This window comes from Sphingomonas pollutisoli, from assembly GCF_029167165.1.
Taxonomy (GTDB): domain Bacteria; phylum Pseudomonadota; class Alphaproteobacteria; order Sphingomonadales; family Sphingomonadaceae; genus Sphingomonas; species Sphingomonas pollutisoli.
Genome location: NZ_JARFNJ010000009.1, coordinates 18,823 through 40,477, shown reverse-complemented (window position 1 = coordinate 40,477; position 21,655 = coordinate 18,823). Strand labels below are relative to the sequence as shown.

Annotated in this window: 15 protein-coding genes; 8 read left to right on the top strand and 7 right to left on the bottom strand. The window is 62.6% G+C overall.

Features of this window, described 5'->3' with window-relative positions; genetic code table 11:
- Positions 1-13 precede the first annotated feature (13 nt).
- From PX554_RS18790 to PX554_RS18775, 4 genes are read left to right on the top strand one after another with little or no spacing between them, the layout of a single operon-like run.
- Positions 14-691 (top strand): winged helix-turn-helix domain-containing protein, encoded by a 678-nt coding sequence (locus PX554_RS18790; protein ID WP_275504007.1) that lies wholly within the window; start codon positions 14-16, stop codon positions 689-691.
- Positions 688-1,704 (top strand): sensor histidine kinase, encoded by a 1,017-nt coding sequence (locus PX554_RS18785; protein WP_275504006.1) that lies wholly within the window; start codon positions 688-690, stop codon positions 1,702-1,704. The genes PX554_RS18790 and PX554_RS18785 overlap by 4 nt, the downstream gene beginning before the upstream one ends.
- 60 nt (positions 1,705-1,764) lie before the next feature.
- Complete coding sequence (locus tag PX554_RS18780) at positions 1,765-3,195, top strand: cytochrome-c peroxidase (RefSeq protein ID WP_275504005.1); 1,431 nt, start codon at positions 1,765-1,767, stop codon at positions 3,193-3,195.
- Positions 3,192-4,076 (top strand): MlaA family lipoprotein, encoded by an 885-nt coding sequence (locus PX554_RS18775; protein ID WP_275504004.1) that lies wholly within the window; start codon positions 3,192-3,194, stop codon positions 4,074-4,076. Before PX554_RS18780 ends, PX554_RS18775 begins: the two co-directional genes overlap by 4 nt.
- An 83-nt stretch (positions 4,077-4,159) precedes the next feature.
- Here PX554_RS18775 and PX554_RS18770 read toward each other — a convergent pair whose 3' ends face one another.
- Genes PX554_RS18770 through PX554_RS18750 form a run of 5 tightly spaced genes read right to left on the bottom strand, consistent with a single transcriptional unit; the run spans position 4,160 to position 10,461 of the window.
- A complete protein-coding gene (locus tag PX554_RS18770; RefSeq protein WP_275504003.1) occupies positions 4,160-4,717 on the bottom strand; it encodes a cytochrome b in 558 nt (185 codons plus the stop codon).
- The gene (locus PX554_RS18765) at positions 4,714-5,967 is read right to left on the bottom strand and encodes a TolC family protein (protein WP_275504002.1); all 1,254 of its coding nucleotides are present in this window, start codon (positions 5,965-5,967) and stop codon (positions 4,714-4,716) included. Before PX554_RS18765 ends, PX554_RS18770 begins: the two co-directional genes overlap by 4 nt.
- Positions 5,964-6,263 (bottom strand): DUF3240 family protein, encoded by a 300-nt coding sequence (locus PX554_RS18760; RefSeq protein WP_275504001.1) that lies wholly within the window; start codon positions 6,261-6,263, stop codon positions 5,964-5,966. The genes PX554_RS18765 and PX554_RS18760 overlap by 4 nt, the downstream gene beginning before the upstream one ends.
- Positions 6,256-9,327 carry an efflux RND transporter permease subunit gene (locus PX554_RS18755; protein WP_275504000.1) on the bottom strand — a complete coding sequence of 1,024 codons (3,072 nt, stop codon included), beginning with the start codon at positions 9,325-9,327 and terminating at the stop codon, positions 6,256-6,258. Before PX554_RS18755 ends, PX554_RS18760 begins: the two co-directional genes overlap by 8 nt.
- A 9-nt stretch (positions 9,328-9,336) precedes the next feature.
- The gene (locus tag PX554_RS18750; RefSeq protein ID WP_275503999.1) at positions 9,337-10,461 is read right to left on the bottom strand and encodes an efflux RND transporter periplasmic adaptor subunit; all 1,125 of its coding nucleotides are present in this window, start codon (positions 10,459-10,461) and stop codon (positions 9,337-9,339) included.
- A gap of 1,170 nt (positions 10,462-11,631) precedes the next feature.
- On the opposite strand from PX554_RS18750, the gene PX554_RS18745 reads away from it, so the two are divergent.
- The 4 genes from PX554_RS18745 (at position 11,632) to PX554_RS18730 (ending at position 17,923) form a co-directional block, all read left to right on the top strand.
- Positions 11,632-14,295, top strand: coding sequence for a TonB-dependent receptor (locus PX554_RS18745; protein ID WP_275503997.1), 2,664 nt, complete (start codon positions 11,632-11,634; stop codon positions 14,293-14,295).
- Complete coding sequence (locus tag PX554_RS18740) at positions 14,292-15,068, top strand: DUF1868 domain-containing protein (RefSeq protein ID WP_275503996.1); 777 nt, start codon at positions 14,292-14,294, stop codon at positions 15,066-15,068. Before PX554_RS18745 ends, PX554_RS18740 begins: the two co-directional genes overlap by 4 nt.
- A gap of 208 nt (positions 15,069-15,276) precedes the next feature.
- On the top strand, positions 15,277-16,389 hold the full coding sequence (locus PX554_RS18735) for an ROK family transcriptional regulator (RefSeq protein ID WP_275503995.1): 1,113 nt from the start codon (positions 15,277-15,279) through the stop codon (positions 16,387-16,389).
- A gap of 283 nt (positions 16,390-16,672) precedes the next feature.
- On the top strand, positions 16,673-17,923 hold the full coding sequence (locus tag PX554_RS18730) for an MFS transporter (RefSeq protein WP_275503994.1): 1,251 nt from the start codon (positions 16,673-16,675) through the stop codon (positions 17,921-17,923).
- Between the two features lie 86 nt (positions 17,924-18,009).
- On the opposite strand, the gene PX554_RS18725 is transcribed toward PX554_RS18730, so the two are convergent.
- Entirely contained in the window at positions 18,010-18,858 is an 849-nt protein-coding gene (locus tag PX554_RS18725) for a glycerophosphodiester phosphodiesterase family protein (protein ID WP_275503993.1), read from the bottom strand.
- A gap of 110 nt (positions 18,859-18,968) precedes the next feature.
- A complete protein-coding gene (locus PX554_RS18720) occupies positions 18,969-21,536 on the bottom strand; it encodes a TonB-dependent receptor (protein ID WP_275503992.1) in 2,568 nt (855 codons plus the stop codon).
- Positions 21,537-21,655 lie beyond the last annotated feature (119 nt).

Genomic DNA, 21,655 nt, shown 5'->3' with positions numbered 1-21,655 from the left:
GAATATCGCATAGATGCGCATTCTCGTTATTGAGGATAATGAGCGCTTGGCCCGACTCATGGTCGATGGCCTTCATCGCCGCGGTTTTTCCTGCGATATTGCCCTTCGTCTGTCGGCTGCGGACGATGCCATGGCGAGCGCCATCTATGACGCGATCATCCTCGATCTGGGCTTGCCCGATGGTGACGGGGTCGCATGGCTCGCCGCGGCCCGTCGCTCTCGCAATATGCCACCCGCGATTGTCCAGACCGCGCGGGGCGCACTGGAGGACCGGGTCCTGGGGCTTGATGCCGGGGCGGACGATTATGTCGTCAAGCCGGTCGAGGTGGAGGAACTGGCTGCCCGGCTTCGCGCTTTGCTGCGGCGACCGGGTCTGAGGGCACAGACGGTGGTCGAGGTCGGCCCGCTTCGTTTCGACACGGCGCGCAGAACGGCGCATGTCGGCGATCACGAAATCGATCTGTCGCGCAGGGAGGCCGATCTGCTGGAACTGCTGATGCGCCGTGCCGGGGCCGTGGTCCGCCGGGAGGTGATCGAGAATGCGCTCTACAATTTCCATGAGCAGGTGACCCCCAATGCGGTGGAAGCCGCGATCTCGCGCTTGCGGCGGAAGCTCGAGGATGCCCGGATGCGCGGCGTGCTCCAGACGATCCGGGGTGTCGGCTATATTCTCAAGGACACCGCCGCATGATGCGCAGGAATTCGGTATCGCGCAGGCTCATTCGCGGCCTGGGTAAGGTCGGGCTGGTCGGCACGCTTCTACTGCTCGCGGCGGTGGTCTTTTTCTATCGGCTGACCTTCAGCCATCTCGAGGCGAGCGCCGCCCTGCGACGCGCCATCCTGGAGTCGCTGGAACATGTGGCGCTGCCGGTGGTGGTGCTCATGGTGCCGGTCACCGTCCTCGGCCTTCGGGTCATCAGGCAGGCCTTTGTTCCGCTGGAGGACGCGGCCGCGAGCATTGAAGCCGTCAAGGGGCATGAACGCGGGTTCCGCATCGATACCTCGCAAATGCCCCAAGAGGCGCTGCCCTTTACCGGGGCGGTGAACGATCTTCTGGAACGTCTCGACGAGGCGGCGAAGCGGCAGGAAGCTTTCGCAGCCGATGTCGCGCATGAATTGCGCACGCCTCTGGCGCTGCTGTCGCTTGAACTCGACCAGATCGATCATCCTCATGCCCAGCGGCTGAAAGGCGATGTCGCGGCAATGCGGCGCCTGATCGATCAGTTGATGCTTCTGGCCCAGATCGACGCCGCGGCCTCCGCGCAGGTGGCGCCGGAACCGATTGGACTTGTCGAGTTGGCGCGCGATGTCGTCAGCCAGGTCGCACCGACGATCCTTGCCGAGGGCAAGATGATCGCGCTTGACGTCGATGGCGAGGTGCCTGTCATCCGGGCACGCACGGAAGCGATTGCGGCGGCGCTGCGCAACCTCATCGAAAACGCTGTCCGCGTGACGCCAATTGGCGGCACGGTCCAGGTCTTCGTTGGTCCCGGAGCAGCGATGGGCGTCAGGGACGAAGGCCCGGGTCTCGATCGGGAGCGCCTGCGCGATCTCGTGCGCCGGCACCGGCGCGCCGACCATGCGAGCAAGGATGGTGCGGGCCTTGGGCTGGCTATCGTCGACCGGATCATGGCCGCGCATGGAGGCCAGTTGGCAAGTGACCCAGGGCGACGCGAACTCGTGTTGCAATTCCCTGGGGTCTGAACACACCCGTCGTTGCCCCTCCGTCAGGCTTCCGTCAGACTCAGTGCCTAGCCGGGAGATATGCCCAGTCGAAAGATTCTGTTCATCGGCGCCGGAGCGCTCGTTGCCATTTTTGGCGGGACTGTCGGCTATCTGGCGCACTATGACCGCGTGACGGCGCCGACCTTGCCCTCATCCTCGCCGACCAATCGTGAGCCGGTCGCATTGGCCGCGTTCCAGGCACTGTCCAAGGCCCGCTGCGATTATTGCCATACGCAGGGCGCGGCGCTGCCATTTTATGCCGATGTACCAGGCGCCCATCAGTTGATGCAGCGGGATCTGGTGCAGGGCCTGCGGCATTTTCGCATCGAGGCCGTGCTGAAGGCACTGCAGGACGGCACGCCACCGCCCGAAGAGGATCTGGCGCGCATCGAATGGGTGACACGGCAGGGCCGGATGCCGCCGTCGCCTTACACGTTGATGCATTGGCGGGCGAGGCTTGGTGATGCAGGCAGGAATGCCCTGTTGACCTGGGTGGCGGCGACAAGGCGCAGATATTATGCGTCTGCCAACGTTGCCCCGCAATTCGCGGTGGAGCCGGTTCAGCCAATCATGGAGGTATCACCCGGCGATGCCGGGAAAGTTGAGCTGGGGCAGCGACTGTTCTTCGATACGCTGTTGTCGGGTGATAATAGCGTGAGTTGCGCGAGCTGCCACGGGCTCGGCAAAGGCGGCGCGGACGGTCTAGTGACGGCCACCGGCATCCGTGGGCAAAAGGGGCCGATCAATGTGCCCACCGTCTTCAATGCGCTGTTCAACAAGGTACAGTTCTGGAACGGCCGGGCACCGACCCTGGCGGCGCAGGCTGCTGGCCCGGTGATGAACCCGCTGGAAATGGGCTCGCACACATGGAGCGGAGTTGCCGCGAAGCTGAACGCGCAGCCCGGCTATGGTGCGGTATTCCTCAAAATCTACGGCCCGGGGCCAATCGACGAGCATCGCATTACCGACGCGATTGCCGCGTTTGAAGTAACGCTCTCCACACCTGGAAGCCGCTTCGACCGCTATCTGCAAGGCGATGCCCGGGCGATCAACGCAAGCGAGAAGCGCGGTTATGCGCTGTTCAAGGAGAATGGCTGCGCTTCGTGCCATGTCGGCCAATCGCTGGGCGGCCAAGGCATGGAGATCATGGGGCTGAACGGCGATTATGTCGCGGCGCGTGACGGCAAGCCGACCGATGCCGATCTCGGCAGATATACGGTCACACACGCCGCCCAGGACCGCGCTCGCTTCAAGGTGCCGAACCTGCGCAATATCGCCCTGACCGGGCCTTACATGCACGATGGCAGCGCGAAGACACTGCCCGAGGCAGTCAGGCTCATGGTGCGTTTCCAGACCCCGAAAGGCACCCTGCCAGATCAGGATATCAACGATATCGTTGCGTTCCTGAATACCCTTACCGGCACCTGGCAAGGCAAGCCGCTGGCAGCCAAGCCCGAGGCAAAAAAATGACCGCAGTGGTGCTTGCCTGCCTGTTGCTGCAATCTCCGTCATTGGCCTCTTCACCGGACAATGTGCAGACAGGCCCTGCGCAACAGACAAGCCCGACCGAGACGCTAACGGACAGCATAATGCCGAAACCGGCGGGCCAGACATCCACGCCCCCTACGACAGAGCTGGAAGCGACATCGCCCTTGCAGGGTGATCAAGGTGAGGGGCAGAACAGCATCGTCGTGACGGCCATCCGCCGCGAAACCCCCGGCGATCCCCTGCAATCGGTCAACATCAAGTCATTTGAAATGACCTATACGGTCGATAAGGCCGTTTTCCGGTCTGTCGCGCTTGCTTACAGGCATGGATTGCCCAGGCCGGTCCGCAGCGGACTACGCAATATTCTCACCAATCTCAATGAGCCGGTCGTGTTCGCCAACTATCTGCTGCAACATCATCCCGGCAAAGCGGCGGAGACGTTCGGGCGCTTCACGATCAACTCGGTGATCGGCGTGGCGGGCCTGTTCGATGTGGCGAAAACCCACAGGTTCAATCTTCCGCATCGCCCCAATGGTTTTGCCGATACGCTTGGCTTTTATGGTGTAAGATCTGGGCCGTTCCTCTATCTACCGCTGATTGGTCCATCGAGCGCGCGCGACCTGTTTGGCGATGTCGTTGACCGACTCACTTTGCCCTTGAGTGTGGGGCGCCCCTTCAACAGGCTGGCCTATTCTGTCCCGACAACCGCGATCCGGCTCATCGACCGGCGCGCTGAATTCGACGATCGCCTGCAAAGGCTGCACGAGGATCCGGCCCATGCCTATACGACGTCGCGCGCCCTCTATCTGCAGGCGCGTCAGGCAGAGATTGATGCGCTGCATGCTCGACATCGCTCCGAATAACTCGACGAAGAGTCGGCCGAGAAACGATCGCTGGCAGGATCGGCAGAAACCGCGCATCGCCGCGCGATCGCCTGCGAATGAAATCAATGTGGCAGCATGCGCCTGAGTGTGTTGTCGCGCAGTCCATAATGATGAAACAGGGCCGCCGCAGCATGAAGGCCGGCCAGCAGGATGATCGCCCAGCCAACAAGGTCATGGGCCTCGCCGATCGTCCCGGCGAAAGCCTTGTCGGGCGGGAATGCCGAGGGAACAGCGAACAGCCCGAAAAAGGTGAAGGTTTCGCCTTGCGCCCAGCGGAACAGGAAGCCCAGCACGATCTGGCCAATCAGCAGGGCATAAAGCAGATGGTGCGCGCCCTTTGCTGCCCAATAAGGTATCTGCGATTCCACTGCCGGGAGGCGACGGCCACGGCTGACGCGCCAGACGATCCGCAGGATCAGGACGGCCGCCAGGAGGATGCCCAGCGAAATGTGTAGTGCCTCAAGGTTATGACGGGTGCCGCGCGGAAAGAAGCCCCAGGATTCAGCTAGTGCAAAGAGCGTGACGACAAGCAATGCCGTCACCCAATGGAAGGCGATCGTGAGAGGGTCATAGCGTAATTTCTCGTCGGTCATGGCCTGCTCCTGCACCGTATCGCTCATTCCTTATTTTCCTTTTCCTCGTCCGGTGCCCAGATGCTGTGGGAATCGATCTGAAGCTTGAGGAGCGCGCGATCCGCTTGCGACCGCGCGTCGATTTCATAGCGACGCGCATCGTTGGCCTGGCGCCGGGCATAGAGCAGATCGGCGAGGTCGATCTGCCCGAGCTGATAGCCGCGTTCGGTCCGGCGAACAGCATCGAGGCTGCTCCGCGCAGAATCCTCGGCGCTTCGCCAGGCTTCGAGGCGGGTCCGCGCATTGGACAGGTCGGTATCGGCAATCGCGGCGATATTGCGCTGGATATTGGCCAGTTCGAGCCGGGCGGCGCTCGCTTCCGCAGCCGCCTGGTCTGCCGCACCCCGTCGATAACCGCCGCCAAACGGTATCGACGCCACGACACCGGCGCCTTTCTCCAACCCGCCTTGCTCGCTGAACACGCGGATACCAAACGATGGATCGGCGATCCGGTCGGCACGCACCCGCTGAGAGACGACGCCCAGGCGCTGCGCCTCCCGATCAGCTGCACGGATTTCGTGGCTGCGCTGGACCACCAGATCCCGCATCCTCTCAAGGCCCTGCGGTGCAGGGCCGGGAATGGCGAGATCGGGCGGTTCCATCGGAAGCGGCAGGTCGGGAAAGGTGGCTGCCAGCGTGACTCTGGCCTGTTCCCTCGCCGCCAGCGACGCCGCTGCCTGTGCCTTGGCCTGGGCGAGTGCCGCCGACGCCTGGTCAAGATCGAGTTCGGCCGCATCGCGCAGCGCCACGCGGCGACGAAGCGCAACCAATGCCCGCTCGAGGCCGCCCACCGCATCTCCGTCGTTTCGATACTGGCTGCCGGCGGTCAGCCAGTCATACCAGAGACCCGAAAGGATGAGCGCGGTCTGGTGGCGGGCGTCCTCCATCCGGTTTTCGGCGACTTCGATTTCGAGCGCGCCGGCCTCACGGTCGAGGGAGGCTTTGCCGGGCAGGCGGAACGCCCGGGTGATGGTCGCGTCGAACTCGTCACGGCCACCGAACCCATCGACATTGCGGCGGACATAGCTACCCGATAACGTCACTTCATGCGGACCTCTCGCGAGCATTCCGCTATGCGCGCGGGCTGCCGCAACCCGTTCAGCAGCGGCCTCGACAGTCGGATGCCTGTCGAGTGCCTGGTTGACCTGTTCGGCAGGCGGCAGGTCTATCGTTTGCGCCCATATTGTGCCGGGAATGCAGCTGCTCAGGAGGGCGACAGCAAGGGCGCGAGGTGTCATGCGGCTCTCCCGTGCGTCAGGACCGGGACGGCGTGCCAGCGCACCGGCAGTTCCCGCTTGGCCGCCGAGACGGCATCGACCAGATCGGTCAGCGACTTTTCATCGACGATAAGCTCGACCGCGTGACGGCGCAGCAGGCCGGATACCTGTTCCGCCGTGCTGGCATCGGCATAGTCCCAGCCTCGCACGGTCTTTTCGGAAATATGGACAGGCGTCTGAGAGCATGCACGAAGGGTATCCGTGACGATCTCGGTGTCCGGCAAGGCGCAGTGGAAAGTCAGCAGGACGTCAGCCATTGGCGATTTCCTCGGCGCCCTCGCCAAACCGCGCGAACAGGATCGGCAGCAGGATGAGCGTCAACAGGGTGGATGTAACCAGCCCGCCGATCACGACGATCGCGAGCGGTCGCTGGATTTCCGAGCCGGGGCCGCTGGCGAACAGCAAGGGCACCAGGCCGAAGGCGGTGATGCTCGCGGTCATCAGCACCGGCCGAAGCCGCCGCTCGGCGCCCAGGCGCACGGCGTCCGCCATGCGGTGCCCTTCGGCGCGCAGCTGGCGAAAATAGGATACCAGCACGAGGCCGTTGAGGACGGCGATGCCGAGCAGGGCGATGAACCCCACCGATGCCGGGACAGAGAGATATTCGCCCGAACCCCAGAGCGAAACGATTCCCCCCACCATCGCAAAGGGTATGTTGACGAGGATGAGAGCAGACGCCCGAAGCGAACGCAGGGTGGCAAGCAGCACGAAGAAGATCAGCAGCAGCGCCACCGGAATCACCAGCATCAGCCGCGCCGAGGCCCGCTGCTGGTTTTCGAACTGCCCGCCCCAGACGATGCGATATCCCGATGGGAGCTTCACCTTCGCGGCGACCGCCGCCTTGGCCTCGTCCACATAGCCGACCAGATCGCGGCCGGAGACGAAGGCCTGCACCAGCGCGAAGCGCGAACCGTTCTCGTGATCGAGCTTGACCGGGCCTTCGGTGCGCCGGACCTGCGCCATGTCGCTCACCCGGGCGAGGATGCCGTCCGGCGTGCGCAATTGCAGATCGGCGAAGCGCGCCGGATCGGAGCGCAGACTCTCGTCGCCGCGGATCATGATCGGCACGCGCTTCTGACCCTCGGCAACAATCCCGGCGCGCACGCCCTCCGCCTGGGCACGCAAGGCATCCTGCATCTGATCGATAGGCATGCCGTAACGGCCTGCCGCCGCACGGTCGATGTCGAGCTGGAGATAGTCGACGCTGTCGTTCGCGACCGTCAGCACTTCGGACGCGCCGCGAACGCCTGACAGGGCATGCTGCACCTGCCCGGCAAGGGAGGCGAGCGTCCCCAGATCCGGGCCGAAGATCTTGACCGCAAGATCGCCGCGCGCGCCCGTCAGCATTTCCGAAACGCGCATCTCGATAGGCTGGGTATAGCTTGGCGTAATTCCCGGTAATCCGGCCATGGCCTTGCGGATCTCGCCGACCACGAAGGCCTTGTCGCCGCGCCATTCCGATTGCGGCTTCAGCCGCACGAAGCTGTCGGTTTCGTTGGGGCCCATCGGGTCCAGGCCGATCTCGTCCGCGCCGACACGAGCGATGACGTCCTGGACCTCCGGTACGGTTCGCAGCACGCGTTCGGCGGCCATATCGCCCTGGATCGACTGGTCCAGATTGATCGACGGCAATTTGGTGAGCTGGACGATCACCGAGCCTTCATCCATGGTCGGCATGAACGCCTTGCCGACGGCGCCGTAGGCCATCCCTGCGATCACGAGGCCAGCGACGGAAAGGCCGTAGACCAGCGCCTTGTGGGCGAATGCGGCGTCCAGCAGGCGGCGATAGCGTGGCGCCAGCTGGCGCATCACCCATGGCTCGCCGTGATGCCCGCTCCTGAGGCCGAAGGAAGACAGCACCGGAACCAGCGTCAGCGCGAGCAGCAGCGATCCGGCGAGCGCGAAGATGATGGTAAGCGCCACGGGCGCGAACAGCTTCCCCTCCAATCCCTGCAAAGACAGCAGCGGCAGGAATACGAGCGCGATGATCGCGATGCCGGCCGATACCGGCACGACCACCTCGCTCGCCGCCTGGAAAACGAGGTTCAGGCGTGGGCGGCCTTCCTCGCCGGGGCGCCCCAGCCGGTCGACGATGTTCTCCACCACGACCACCGCGCCATCGACCAGCATGCCGATCGCAATTGCCAGCCCGCCGAGGCTCATCAGGTTGGCCGACAGGCCCATGCCGCGCATGAACAGGAAGGTGATGAGCGCGGCCATCGGCAACGTGACGGCGACGATGGCAGCCGCGCGCCAGTCGCCGAGGAACAGGATGAGGAGGACGACGACCAATATGGTCGCCTCGATCAACGCCTCCTCGACCGTGCCGACGGCTCGCTCGATCAGATCCGAACGGTCGTAAAAGACATCGATACGCGTGCCCGCCGGGAGTGCCTTCGTGACCTCGGCGAGCCGCGCCCGTACGCCCTCAACCACCTGCCGGGCATCGGCGCCGCGCAGGGCGATCACCAGGCCCTCCACCGCCTCGGCCTGCCCGTTCTTGCTGACCGCGCCATAGCGCGTAAGGCTGCCGGTTGCGACGGTCGCGACGTCGCCCAGCCGGACGATCCGGCCGTTCCGGCTGACGATGACCAGCGACCGCAGATCATCGACAGTGCGGATCGCGCCCACGGCCCGGACGATCAGCGCCTCTTCGCCCGATTTCAGGCGGCCGGCCCCGTCATTGCGGTTGCCGCTTTCGATCGCTGTGCGCAGGTCCGCGATGGAAAGCTGCGCGCCGGCAAGCGCGACCGGATCCGGCCTGACCTCGAAAGTGCGGACATAGCCGCCGAGCGCGTTGACATCCGCGACACCGGGAACCGTGCGGAGGGCCGGACGGATGGTCCAGTCGAGCAATTCCCGCTTCTGCTGAAGCGACAGCGGACCTTCGATGGTGAACATGTACACATCGGACAGCGGAGTCGAGATCGGGGCCAGCCCTCCGCTCACCGACGCAGGCAGGTCCGCCATCACGCCGGACAGCCGTTCGGCGACCTGCTGACGCGCCCAATAGATATCGGTCCCTTCGGCGAAATCGATCGTGATGTCGGCGATGGCGTATTTCGCGCTCGATCGGAGGATCGCCTGATTGGGAATGCCGAGCATCTCCATCTCGATCGGCGTGATAACGCGACTTTCCACCTCCTCCGGCGTCATGCCCGGCGCCTTGAGGATGATCTTCACCTGCGCCTGGGCGATATTGGGATAGGCGTCGACGGGCAGGTTGATGAACGCCCAGACGCCGAGTCCCGCGACCGCCAATGCAAGGGCGATAATGAGCAGCCGCCAGGACAGGGCTGTCGCGACCAGTGAACGCAACATGGCGTGCTCCTAGCGCGAGAGGGCGAGCGCCTTCAGCGCGCTCGTTCCGGTGGCGACGACTTGCTCACCGGGCTTTAGCCCCGACAGGATCACCACCTGGTTTCCGGCCGCCGCACCGTGCGTGACTTCGCGGATCGCAAAGCCACCTCGCACCGCCACGAACACGACATCCTTGCCGTTCACGACCGTCACGGCCGCCTCCGGCACAATCACCGCGCCCGGTGGTGCGGAGTCGAAAATCGTCAGACTCGTCGTCCGCCCTGAAACGATATCCGGCCCGGCAGGGATTTCAGCCTTCAGGCTCGCCGAACGAGTCGCCGGATCGATGGTCGATCCCACAGCGATGACGGGACCGCGGATATCGGGGGCGATCTGGACGATCATGCCCGGATGCACCGAGCCGATCAGACGTTCGGGCAACTGGCCGACCACCTCGTAGCGACCGGCCGCGTCGATGACATAGGGTGCGGTCGTGCCGTCCACCGCAGTTCCAGCCTGGATGGCGGCGGAGGTGACGCGTCCGGCGATCGGCGCGGTCAGCGTGTAGGTGCCGCGCTGCCCGTTGCCGTTGACCCTCTTCAGGATGCGTGATTTTTCCGAGGCATCGGCTTGAACCTCGACGGTCATTGCGTTGGCCTCGTCGGCACGCGCGCCCGCGATGATGCCTTCGCGACTAAGCTGTGAGAGGCGGGCGGCATTCGACCTTGCCACGCCGAGGCGCGCGTTGGCGCGGGTGAGATCGGCCCCCAAGGTAAACATGTCGCGGCTGGAGACGATGGCAAGCGGTTGACCCTGCCGGACGGTCTCGCCCTCCACCACGAGCGTTGTTGCCACGACCCCAGGGAAAGTCGCCGCGACCGCGACGCGCGCGTTGGCCGGGGGCTGGATGATCGCGGGGATCGTCGCGATGGGAACCCGGTCCGCCAAGGTGACCGGCGCGAGGTGGATGCCAATCTGTCCAGCGTGACTTGCATCGACCGAAAGAATGTTCGGCGTTCCCGATCCCGCACGTGGGGAGGGGGGTGCTTTGGGCGAGGCGCCTTCCGTCCCGGTTCGGCCCGCGACGTACCACAGGGCGATCAGGATCAATCCGGCGGCAGAGGCAGCGACAAGCAGGTAGGTTCGTCTTTGCATCCTTCCCGGCTAGGGAGCGAATCTGACCGAACCCTGACGAAAAAGACCGCTAATGATTAGGGAATGAACGAGTTCCATCGCGAGTTGAGCGATCGAATTGTGGAGACATTTTGTGGCCACCTCGCAAATGTCCCGTTATGTTCCGAATCATGCCATCAGTGCCCACAGAAAATGTGGGAACGCCTGTGGTATCGGATTTCGTGATTTCTCAAATTATCACGCAAAATGAACGCGATAAATCGCTTGACTGGTGAGCCAGATTGTTCACGTCTCGAACTTTTTCTTGGTTCCATCCGTGGAGTCTCGAAAATTGGTCGATCGCTATCGGGCCGCGATACAGGATGCAGCCTAAGCTTTGCGCGTCATTTCAAGGTGGGCAGGGCCGCGCCGTTCGATGACAAATCCGGCTGGGCAGTGAGTTCGGCAGTTCAGCACTCTTGCGAGTGTGTGGCACATCCGAGCGGTAGCCAAGCCGGGGCGGATCGTTCGGCGCTTCAGGTGGAGTGACGTTCAGCAATTCAGCGCTCTTGCGAGCGTTTGGACACCCAATATTGCATTTCACATTGTCAAAGAGCAACCGCCAGTGAACTTGCTGGAAGTCCGATTGAAAGCATTCTGCGGCAGTTCAGCGCCCAAAAAGGTCCTGTGGCACGTCCGCTGTTTGCCTCGATGTACGGTGTGATGCGCAGGCTCTGTCGAACATTCAATAGGTAGGGCATTGAGATGCCGAATGAGGCATTCAGTTGCCGATTTCGGCGCATGCCTGCCGCTGAGCGGGGCAAAGGCACCCTGTTCGACTGGGCCCCACCTCTTTCCGAGCTGATTGTGTTCTCGGCCTGACGGGGCCTTTCGGCATAACGGCAAAAAGTGTGCGCTGCCTGAGGCCCCTCAAGCGGAGTAGCGAGCCTCAAGCAGGTTATCACGCGGCTGACTCCCGAAAGCAGCGCCATGAACAGCCGGTTCCTTCCGGCGCTGCGAAGCAGCGAGGGGCATGTAGTCGTCGAGCAATCTCGGCGCACGCTCGTCCTAACGCCATTCCATGAGATCAAAGAGGAGCCGGGCCAGTTCGTCTGCGGCTGTCGCCTCCCCCAGCGATCACGTTGCCTGACCCGAATTTGTCACACGCAGAAACTAACGAACACTTCGTTACTAACTGTCCTGGGGACCGTCATGATTCGCGCGCACCACCTGCTACTCGCCTCGACGGCTATTCTATGCATACCGTCCAACGCATTCGCTCAGACAAGCCAAACTGGTGTTCCGCAGGATGGCATACAAAGCCAAGCTGACACTCCCCAGAATAAGGCCGATCGGCAAGGCGATATCGTTGTCACGGGCATGCGCGCCTCGGTCGAACGCGGCATTCAGATCAAGAGAAATGCTGCGCAGATCATCGACACCGTGTCGGCGAGCGAAATCGGTCAGTTGCCCGACTTCAATGCGGGCGACGCGCTTCGCCGGGTGACTGGTGTAAATACGCTACTCTATCAAGGTGAGCCGCGCTTCGTGATCGTGCGCGGGTTGAACCAGGGCTATAACGATGTTCTCGTGGATGGGTTCGGCCTCGCGTCAACCGACATCAACATGGGGATGTCCACGACCAACGGCCGCCAGATTTCCATGGAGGTGCTGCCGGCCAACCTCGCGTCGCACATCGACGTTATCAAGTCGGCGCTGCCGGAAACGGAAGGCAATTTCATCGGCGGCCTCGTCAACTTTGCAACGCCGAGCGCATTCGACTTCTCCAAGCCGACGCTTTCGGCGGCGGTGAACGGCGGGATCGCGCTTCAGGACAAGGGTGACGGTGGCAATCATTTCGGCGGCCAGGCGCAGATTTCCGGCGCGACCCGCTTCGGCAGCGACCAGCAGTTCGGCATCTATGTTTCCGCGACTTATTGGCGGCGCGAAATCAACGTGCCGCAGGAGGAAGCGGGCAGCACGCGACTGTTTTTCACCGATGCCGGCAAGCAGACAAGCGCCTATGGCGGCAACGGCTATGGCGTTCCGGCTGGTCGGCTCTACTATAACTATCAGAACACCCGGCAGCGCTTCGGTGTCCAGGGCCGGCTCGACTGGCAGCCCAGCGACCGAGTGAGCGCCTACCTGACCGGCTATAACTTCTATCAGCAGGAAGATTCCAACCGCGAGACCACCAACGCGGCGGTGCAGTCCTCGGCCACCGTCAGCAATCAGACGCCAACCTCGGGCACACTGAGCAATGTGCAACAGACAGAGCAGCTCGGTCGCTACATCTGGAAGCGCAAGGTCTATGGCCTTTACGGGCGGGTCAAGGCAGACCTCGGCAATGCCTGGGCGGCGGATTTCGGCGCGAGCTGGAGCCATAGCTCGGTCAACAACCCGCAGATCAGCGATACCTACGTGCAGAACGGGCTGGCGTTCAACTATGATACCAGCGGCTATGCGCCGATCTTTACCGCTGTAAATCCAGCGCTTGCCAACGATTACAGCCGCTACAACACGACCTCGCGCACGACCCAGCAATATTCGCTGTCGTCGAACCGCTATGACATTCAGGCCAATATCGGGCGCAATGCCGGCAAGGACGACATGGGCTTTGGCGTCAAGGCCGGCGTCCGCTTTGCTGCGACCCGCCAGTCCGTGAGTCTTTATCAGGTCGATTATACCGCGCTGCCCTACACGCTTGCCGATGTCGCCAAGGGGGCGGGTCTCTGTGGCTACCAATGCGATACGCCGATCCCGGCCATCGACCCCGGACTGGAAGATCAATTCTTCAATCAATACAGTTCCGCCGGGAAAACCACTGTCAATGTTTCGTCGAACAACGGCGGCACCTACAGCCTGGCTGAGGATATCTGGGCGGGCTATCTGCAAGGCCAGTATCGTGCCGACCGCCTGCTGGTGATCGGCGGCGTCCGGTTGGAGGGAACCAAATTCTCGTCCAGCAGCACGCAGGCGACCAATGGCGTCTTTGCCCCAATCAGCGCCAACTCCTCCTATTTCAACGCCCTGCCGTCGCTGAGCGTGATCTTCGATACAAGCAGCAACAGCAAATTGCGCTTCGGTGCCAGCATGAGCATGGGGCGTCCGCCGTTCAGCGCGCAGGCGCTGCATGGCGGTGCCCTGAATACGACCGCCAATCCCCCGACGCTCAGCTCCGGCAATCCCGATCTCAAGGCCCGCGAAGCCAAGAACCTGGACCTGAGCGAAGAAATTTACTTCGATCACAACAGGGGCATGTTTGCCGTTGCCGGGTTCTACAAGTGGATCAAGAACGAGATTTATTCGTTCGGGCAGCTTGAGAATATCGATGGCGTTTCGCAGCCGGTCCTCGTGACCGAAATGCGAAACGCGACCGGGATGACGCGGACCTATGGCCTGGAAGTGACGGCATCGCATGAGCTGAATTTCCTGCCGGCGCCATTCGATGGCTTCGGAATCAGCGCCAATGCCACGTTCACCCGCGCCCATTTCCCCATCACGCTCAGCGATGGTTCCCTACAGGTGCTGAGCAACCTGGCCGGCCAGCCGGGGCACATGTACAATGTGTCGCTCTATTACGACAAAAGGAAGCTGCATGGCCGGATTGCCTGGAACCATCTCGGGAATCTCTGGGATGACCGCTATCCGAACTTCACGCCTGCCGGCTTCTACGCCAACCGCATCCAGCAGGCGACCAACAACGTCGATCTGCAATTGGCCTACGACGTGACCCGGAATGTCTCGGTCAGCTTCGATGCCCAGAACCTGACCGCGCAGGGCGCGTCCTATCGCTTCGGCTATTCGCAGGAATGGCTTCAGTCCACCTGGAAGATACCGACGCAAATTCTGTTCGGCGTAAAGGTGAAGCTGTGACCCAGCGCAGAAACCTGCTCAAGGGCGTCGCGGGCGCGGTCCTCGCCGGAATGATGGCGGATCGGGTGGGCGGTCAAACCCGTCCCCTCCCGGATGTCGGGCGCAAGTTCTCGAGCGACGGGCGCGTGCTGCCCTTCCTCGGAAACACGATCATCTGTCACTTGCCGCAGCAGGGCGAGGGATCGGAGGCATTCGACGCGCTGCTCGACATCTACCGCGAGCTGCCCGGCGATGCCTGGACCCGGAAGCTCACGGCGACGCCGCCTTCAAGCTATCACATGACCGTATTCGGCGGAGCGGACGACAGGGACAGACGCTACCCGGTTTGGCCGGCGGGCCTGCCTCTCGATGTGCCGATCGAAGACTGCAACCGGATATTGGGAGAGCGGTTGAAGAGTTTTCGACTTGGGGAGGACGCGCCGCCCTATCGGATGCGCGTCAACCTGGCTGAACCACCGGCCAATGAGAGTCCGCTCAATATCCGTTTGTTGAGCGCCGACGAGGATACCGAGCAGCGGCTACGGCGGCTGCGTGATCGGCTGGCTGTCACGCTTGGCATCCACGATTCCGGGCACGATAGCTATCGCTTCCACGTCACGCTTGGCTATCTCGTTGCCGATCTCTCGACCGAGGAGCACGCAGCTTATCGGCGTTCACTGACGCGTTGGAAGCAACTGCTGGCCCAACGGGTGCCTGTCATCACCCTCGGAGCGCCCGAGTATTGCGTGTTGCGCGATATGTTCGCGTTCAAACGGCAGTTCTTCCTGGCTTGAGCAGGATCACTTGAACGGCGATTTGGAGCGGTCTCAGCCGGGCAACCGAGCAGGTCGCCCCCAGGACTTTCCAATTTCAAATCTGGACATGGAAGGGGTTTTCAACCAACAAAGTAGCATAAAGTTAGTTTCGGGATTTGCTACCGCCATGCCTCGCCGATCCTTGCCGGAAAACCCGCGACCCGCGTTTGGAAGGCCTGCCCCGTTTATGGACCCCTTTCGCCCTCTGTCGCCAAACGAGCGCCAACTCCTGATCTTGCTTCGGCAGCAAGCCCCGCTGTCCCGCGCGGAACTCGCGCGGCGGACCGGCCTCGCGCTTCCCACCGTCAGCCGCCTTGCCGACGGATTGATGGGCGACGGCCTGATCGTGGCCGAAGAAAAGGTCATGATGGGAAAAATGGGCCAGCCAAGCCTGCCGCTCAGCTTGGCCGAGCATGCCGCCTATTCCTTCGGTGTTTCGGTTCGCGCCGACGGTTTGTCGGTCAATCTGGTCCATCTTTCCGGGAAGGTCATCGCCGATCGCACCGAAATCCACGATGGTACCTCGCGTGATGGCGTCGTGCAGCGGATAATCGGCTTGATCGGCAGCCTGACGTCGAGTGCGGACGTCCCGCCGGATCGCGTGTGTGGCATCGGGCTTGCCCTGTCCGGTTTCTTCATGGCCGATCCTCGGCGCATCAATGCGCCCTTGGGCATGGAGGCGTGGGCGGCCGCCGATCTCGAACAGCTTTTGCGCGACGCCCTCGGCCTGCCCGTTCTCATTGAAAACGATGGGAGCGCCGCCGCTTTCGGGGAATATCTTTATGGCGAGGGACACGGGTATCCGAGCTTCGCCTATCTCTATGTGGATCGCGGCCTGGGCGGCGGCGTTGTTCTGGACGGGAAGCTGATGCGCGGCCGGCGCGGCAACGCCGGGGAGTTTACCGGCATGTTGCGGCCGGAGGAGCGGAAGAACCGACCGACACTCACGCTGCTGCAAAGCCTGCTGGCGGACGATGGCATCCGCTTTGACAGCATCGCGGAAATGGTTCGCGGATTCGACCCGGCATGGCCGGCGGTCCAGCGATGGATCCAGACGACTACGCCCGTCGCCAATGACATCGTTTCCGCGATCGGGGCCTTGGTCGATCCAGATGCGGTTGTGATCGGAGGGCGGCTCCCTCCTATGCTCGCTGCTGAATTGGCCCGCAATCTCCAATTCCATAGCGTTCCCGTACGGGGAGATGAGCGGCGCTTTCCTGAGATTTTGGTATCTACGCTCACGGGAGATGCTGCTGCCCTGGGTGCCGGAGCGCTCTGCTTTGGTCGCTATTTCCTCTAGATTTGCCGCCGTGCCAGTGGGAGGCTAGACTGCCAAGACGCGACCAGCACCCAAACAAATCCCGCCAGGATGGAAGGCAAGACCATCGCGCTGACGAGCAAACCGCTATCTTTTCCGCGATAGTCCGCCGAGCCGAAATGCTCCCGCTGCTCGCGCACCTTCCCGATCGGCGCACTTGCTCGTCTTCACCAGCGCGTCACAAAGCTGGTGTCTGGGAAAGCGTTATCAGCACGGAAACGGGAGGCGCGACATCCTTGGCCAGGCGGACAATTGGCGATCGACCATGGTGTATGGCCTCGCCCATCTGGGCAAGAGCCTGTTCTGGTATTCGAGCGAGATCCTCTTCGCGTATTTCCTCACCGAATATGTCGGCCTGTCCGCCTCCCGGATGGGCATGGTGCTCGCGGCCGGCTTCCTGGTCAGCGCGCTGATCGACATCGCCATGGGCGTTGGCCTGCGAAGATGGCTGGCGGCACCAGGGTCGGCAAGCCGTATGCAACTGCTCGGCGCCGTGCTGTGTTCGGTGGCCCTCGCGCTGGTGTTCCTGGGTGCGATGATACCAGCCGAAGCGCGCTTCCTTTACGCGCTCGGCGCAGGCGTGACGTTCCGGTTCGCGTTCGCGGCCTATGACATTCCGCAAAATGCGTTGATGGCACTGGCGACGCGCGATGCGGACAGCCGCTTTCGCGTCGCATCGACCCGGATATGGTTCAGCGGCGCGGCGACCCTGATCGTCGCCGCCGCGGTCGGCCCCGTCATCGGTATGCGCGGCAATGCTGGCGGGTCCTGGCTCCTGCTGGGCCTGACCGGGCTGTTCGCGCTCGTGGCGATCAGCAGCGCCTGGCTGCTGTTCCGGCTGCTCGGCGACGCGGAGGCAGTGGTCACGCCCAAGCAGCATCCGTCGCCGAGGGGATCGTCGCTGCCTGCGGATTTCTGGTGGCTGCTGTTCGTAATGTTCGTAACGTCGATGTTCACTCCCGCCTTTTCCAAGCTCGAACCTTATTACGCAACTTATGTGCTGCGTTCCGCCTGGTGGGGCGGCATCGTGATCCTGCTCATGGCGACCGGCATCTTCGCCGGACAGCCTTTATGGGTGCACCTGTGTCGGCGCATGTCGTTCGGCGCGGTGATGTTGATCGCTGCGGTCACACAAATTGTGGCGCTGCTTGTCTTCTGGCTGACCGGCGCATCGGCGCCCGCCATCGCCGCAGCGGCGGCATTTGCCTTCGGGCTCGGTAACGGCGGCGTCGGCATGGTGCAATGGGCGGCGTTCAGCGCGTCCGTGACTCGCCTCGGGCCCGATCGCGCCGGCCTCAGCTACGGCCTGTTCGCCGCGACCGGCAAGGCCGCGCTGGCTGCTGGCGGCCTGCTGCTGGCGGCAGCCCTGGTCCGGGTCGACCTTCGCGGAACCGATGGGCTCGATCTAATCACGGTCATGATGGCGATTTCGTTGGCCGGCGCCATTTCGTGCGTCATCGCGGCGATCGGCTTACATGCCTGGGCGGGCCGCGCGGGCACGCGAGTTCCGCTCTGACGCCGATTCAGCGCATGCAGTTTAATTCGCTTCGCAGCGAACTAACAACACGCGCCGGAGCGGCACATCAGATCGGGGACGGACGGTCAACGATGAAGGCCGTGACGTCGCAGATAGCGCAGCAGCGCCTCGGGCTGATTGGTCAGGATGACCGTGAACCCCTGGCCGATGAGCTTGCCCCACACACCGTCCGGATCTTCCAGTGCCGTCGCATCGGACACGCCCCCGGCCTGCTCCGGCTTGAGCGAGTTGACCCATAGGCGGGCAGACTTCCGAGCCGCCGCGGCAACTTCCGGCGTGAGGAAGGCCGGGTTCTCGAAATTCAGTTCGAAGCCGACCGGGTGGTAGCGCGCGTAGCGCGGCAGCAGCTCGCCGAGCGCCCGGGTACAGAAGGTTCCGATCTGCATCTTGGCGTCGCAGGCGAAGATCACCGGCATAAACATGGACCGGGACGCGAATTTGCTGTCCGCCAGCGCCGGGACAGCGGGGTCTTCCTGCATCTTCATGACGACCTGATCCGCCATGCCGGCTTTTTCAACCGCCTCGAAGACGCGCTCCTGCACGGGATCCTTGGTATCCATGTTGATGAGGATATGGCCTTTGGCGGCCTGCAGGGCTTCCTCAAGCGTCGGCACCTGGCGATCAGTCAACTCGGTCGCCTTACGGCCACCATCGGCAGGCTTGAGCCGGAGCTTGCGGATCTCCTCGAACCTGATCTCCGACACCTTCCCGTGGCCATCGGTCATCCGATCGACCGTGGCATCGTGCATCAGCACGAGCTTGCCGTCCGACGTCGCGCGGACGTCGATCTCGATCATGTCGATGCCCAGCGCGATGCAGGCGCGAATGCCGTCGATCGAATTTTCGGACGCCTGCTTCCAACAGGCGCGGTGGCTGGCGACCAGGACGCCCGGAAGCGTCGGGTCGCGCAGCAACCGCTCGTTGGAGGCGAGCGCAGTGTCTTTCGCCACCGCGCCGACTGGAAGCATCGCGGCCATGACGGCAAGCGCCGCAAACGAAAGGTCCTTCATATCGCCTCCGCTGGTCAGAATGACGCCCGAAGGCTGAATTGAACCGTCCGTCCCGAGGTGAACAGGCCATCGGTCAGGCTGGGGTCATAGACCCATTCGTAGCGGCGTGTGTTGAGCAGGTTGAGAACGTCGACTGTCGCCGTGATGCCTTTGAGCAGCTTATACCGGGCCGAGAAGTCCAGCTGCCCATATCCCGCACGGTATTTGATCCCGTCCGTCACATTGGGGGCGGCGCGAAGATATTTGCTGCGATAATTATAGGCGAGGCGGGTGCTGAAGTCGCCGTCCTCATAATAGCCGATGATGTTGACCGTGTTCTTCGAGTTGTTCTGCAACTCGTAGGTGAGCGTCGTGCCGCTCACCGTCTGGCTGAAATTGCTGTTGGTGAAGGTGTAGTTGGCGACCATCCCAAGGTGGCTGAGCGGTCCAGGCAAGAAAGTGAAGGGTTGCTGATAGCTCACCTCGACGCCCTGGAGCCACGCATTATTGCCGTTGACCGGCTGCGTTTGCACGTAGGTCTCGCCCTGATAGGTGACGGGCCCCGAAGCGGTCATGATGAAGGATTCGATGTCCTTGTAGAAATACCCCACCGAGAGTTGGCCGCCCTTCCCGAAATACCATTCGGCCGACACATCGACCTGGTTCGCGCGGAAGGGCTTGAGGTCGGGATTGCTGGCGGAAATGGTCTTCGCGTTGTCGTCGATCACCCGATAGGCGGCGAGATTGCTGAGGGGCGGACGAGACATCACCCGAGCCGCTGCGGCACGCAGGAACAGGCCGCGGGCAAGCCGGTAGCGCAGGTTGAGGCTCGGCAGCACGTCCGTATAGTCCGATTGGACATCGCGGAGCGTGTAGGTTTTCGAGGTCTGGTCATATTCGGTGCCGGTCGAGCTCAGCGAGGTGTGGACGACCCGGACGCCGAGATTGGCCAGCCAGCGACCTTGCCGGTAGGTCGTCATGCCGTAGCCGGCCCAGGTCTTCTCATCGACATCGAAATAGTTTGTGAGGTCCTCGGCCGACGAGACGTCGAGATACTGGCCGTATCGCTCATAGGCCTTGTCCTGGTCGGCGATCGCGAACGAATGCATGGAACCGGAGCCGTCCATGAAGCCATCATAGGTCGTGCCGATCAGCGAGAAGGGCTCGTTGACCTTCGTCTTCTTGACGCCGTAACGCTGGCGTGTCCGTTCCTCTTCCTCGAATTTCGTGCCGATCTTCAGTTCGACATGGGGGAAGATCGGGCCTTTGAGTTCGAGGCCGGCCGAAAAGTCCTGGTCGCGCGTGTAGATGAGGTTTCGATCGGCCTCGGACGTCGTGAATTTGTTCGGGTCCGCGATATCGGTCGACGTGATCTTGTAATATTGAAAGTTGTCGCCCGTCGTATCGTAGGACGCAGGCCCGGTGGCGTCGCCGAAATAGACATATTCATCGGAGTTTTGCTTGCTTTCGCTCCTGGACGCGAAAGCCTTCAGCTTCCAGCGGTCGAACTTATATTCGGCGCTCAGCGTGCCCTGATACATGGTCGACTGATTGGTCAGGTAGTGGTTCTCGGACCGTTGCGTGACCGATCCGAAGGAAACGGACCGGACCGCATTGTTGGTCGGGTCGACATCGATATCCAGGACCGTCTTGCCCGCAGGGAAGTTCCAGATCGGGCTATCGCGCCAATAATTCTGGCGGAAATCGGCATAGATGCCATCGGCAAGAATGGTCAGATTGTCGGTCGGCTTCCATTCGACGCGGCCGGCGGCAGCGATCCGGCGCACATCCTGTTCTTCATGGATGAGCCGGGGATACATGATGAGGGCGCCCGGATAATCGACCTTCTTGTCGCCATTGACGTCGATATTGGTGGCGGCCCAACGAACCGAGTCATAGGAGTCCGAGGCAGCCGAAAACTTGCCGACGGTGATCGCGCCGACCACACCGAGCCGGGACGTGATCTGTCCGCCGGCGACCGCGGAAACTTCGGGATCGAGCTTGCCCGTGATCTCGTTATAGTTTCCCCCAACTGAGACGGTGAACAGCCGCTTTTTCAGGGAAAGAGGGCGAAGCGTCTCGAGCGCGACGGTGCCACCGACGCCGCCTTCGACCATGTCGGCGGTGGGCGACTTGTCCACGGTGATCTTCTGGAAAAGTTCGGCCGGCAGGATGTTGAAATTGAAGGTCCGGCCGTCGCCGTTGGTCGGCGCGGACTGACCGTTGATCGTCACCTTCGTATAGTCGGGCCCCAGGCCGCGGATGCTGATCTCGTTGCCGACGCCGCCGGCATAATCGCGCGTGATCTGGACGCCCGAAATGCGCTGAATGGCTTCGGACAGATTCTTCTGGGGAAACTCGGCGATGTCTTCAGCGATGATTGAATCGGAGACGTTGACGGCATCCCGCTTCGCATCCCGCGCGGCCTCGACGCTCTCACGATAGCCGGTCACGACGATATCGGAGCCGGGTTTCTGATCGACGCCGTTCGCCGCGTCCTGCGCCCTATCGGCGGGCGGCGCGTCGTCGGTCGACTGCGCTTGCGCCGCTTGCACTGTGGCGATCACCGCCAACCCGCACCCCATCAAAAACCACTGTCGCATCGTCACACCCCATCGAGTCGTTGAGCCGATTGCCCGGATGCAGTGCCCTTACGAGGGGATTGTGACACTTTAAATTTAAGAATGCAGATAAATATTAAATGCCGAGGCCGCGCGCGATG

Excerpts from the sequence above, each read along its gene's own strand:
- PX554_RS18790 (WP_275504007.1), top strand. The coding sequence starts at position 14 with ATGCGCATTCTCGTTATTGAGGATAATGAGCGCTTGGCCCGACTCATG.
- PX554_RS18750 (WP_275503999.1), bottom strand. The coding sequence starts at position 10,461 with ATGCAAAGACGAACCTACCTGCTTGTCGCTGCCTCTGCCGCCGGATTG.
- PX554_RS18765 (WP_275504002.1), bottom strand. The coding sequence starts at position 5,967 with ATGACACCTCGCGCCCTTGCTGTCGCCCTCCTGAGCAGCTGCATTCCC.
- PX554_RS18780 (WP_275504005.1), top strand. The coding sequence starts at position 1,765 with ATGCCCAGTCGAAAGATTCTGTTCATCGGCGCCGGAGCGCTCGTTGCC.
- PX554_RS18775 (WP_275504004.1), top strand. The coding sequence starts at position 3,192 with ATGACCGCAGTGGTGCTTGCCTGCCTGTTGCTGCAATCTCCGTCATTG.
- PX554_RS18760 (WP_275504001.1), bottom strand. The coding sequence starts at position 6,263 with ATGGCTGACGTCCTGCTGACTTTCCACTGCGCCTTGCCGGACACCGAG.
- PX554_RS18735 (WP_275503995.1), top strand. The coding sequence starts at position 15,277 with ATGGACCCCTTTCGCCCTCTGTCGCCAAACGAGCGCCAACTCCTGATC.
- PX554_RS18770 (WP_275504003.1), bottom strand. The coding sequence starts at position 4,717 with ATGAGCGATACGGTGCAGGAGCAGGCCATGACCGACGAGAAATTACGC.
- PX554_RS18730 (WP_275503994.1), top strand. The coding sequence starts at position 16,673 with ATGGTGTATGGCCTCGCCCATCTGGGCAAGAGCCTGTTCTGGTATTCG.
- PX554_RS18785 (WP_275504006.1), top strand. The coding sequence starts at position 688 with ATGATGCGCAGGAATTCGGTATCGCGCAGGCTCATTCGCGGCCTGGGT.
- PX554_RS18745 (WP_275503997.1), top strand. The coding sequence starts at position 11,632 with ATGATTCGCGCGCACCACCTGCTACTCGCCTCGACGGCTATTCTATGC.
- PX554_RS18755 (WP_275504000.1), bottom strand. The coding sequence starts at position 9,327 with ATGTTGCGTTCACTGGTCGCGACAGCCCTGTCCTGGCGGCTGCTCATT.
- PX554_RS18720 (WP_275503992.1), bottom strand. The coding sequence starts at position 21,536 with ATGCGACAGTGGTTTTTGATGGGGTGCGGGTTGGCGGTGATCGCCACA.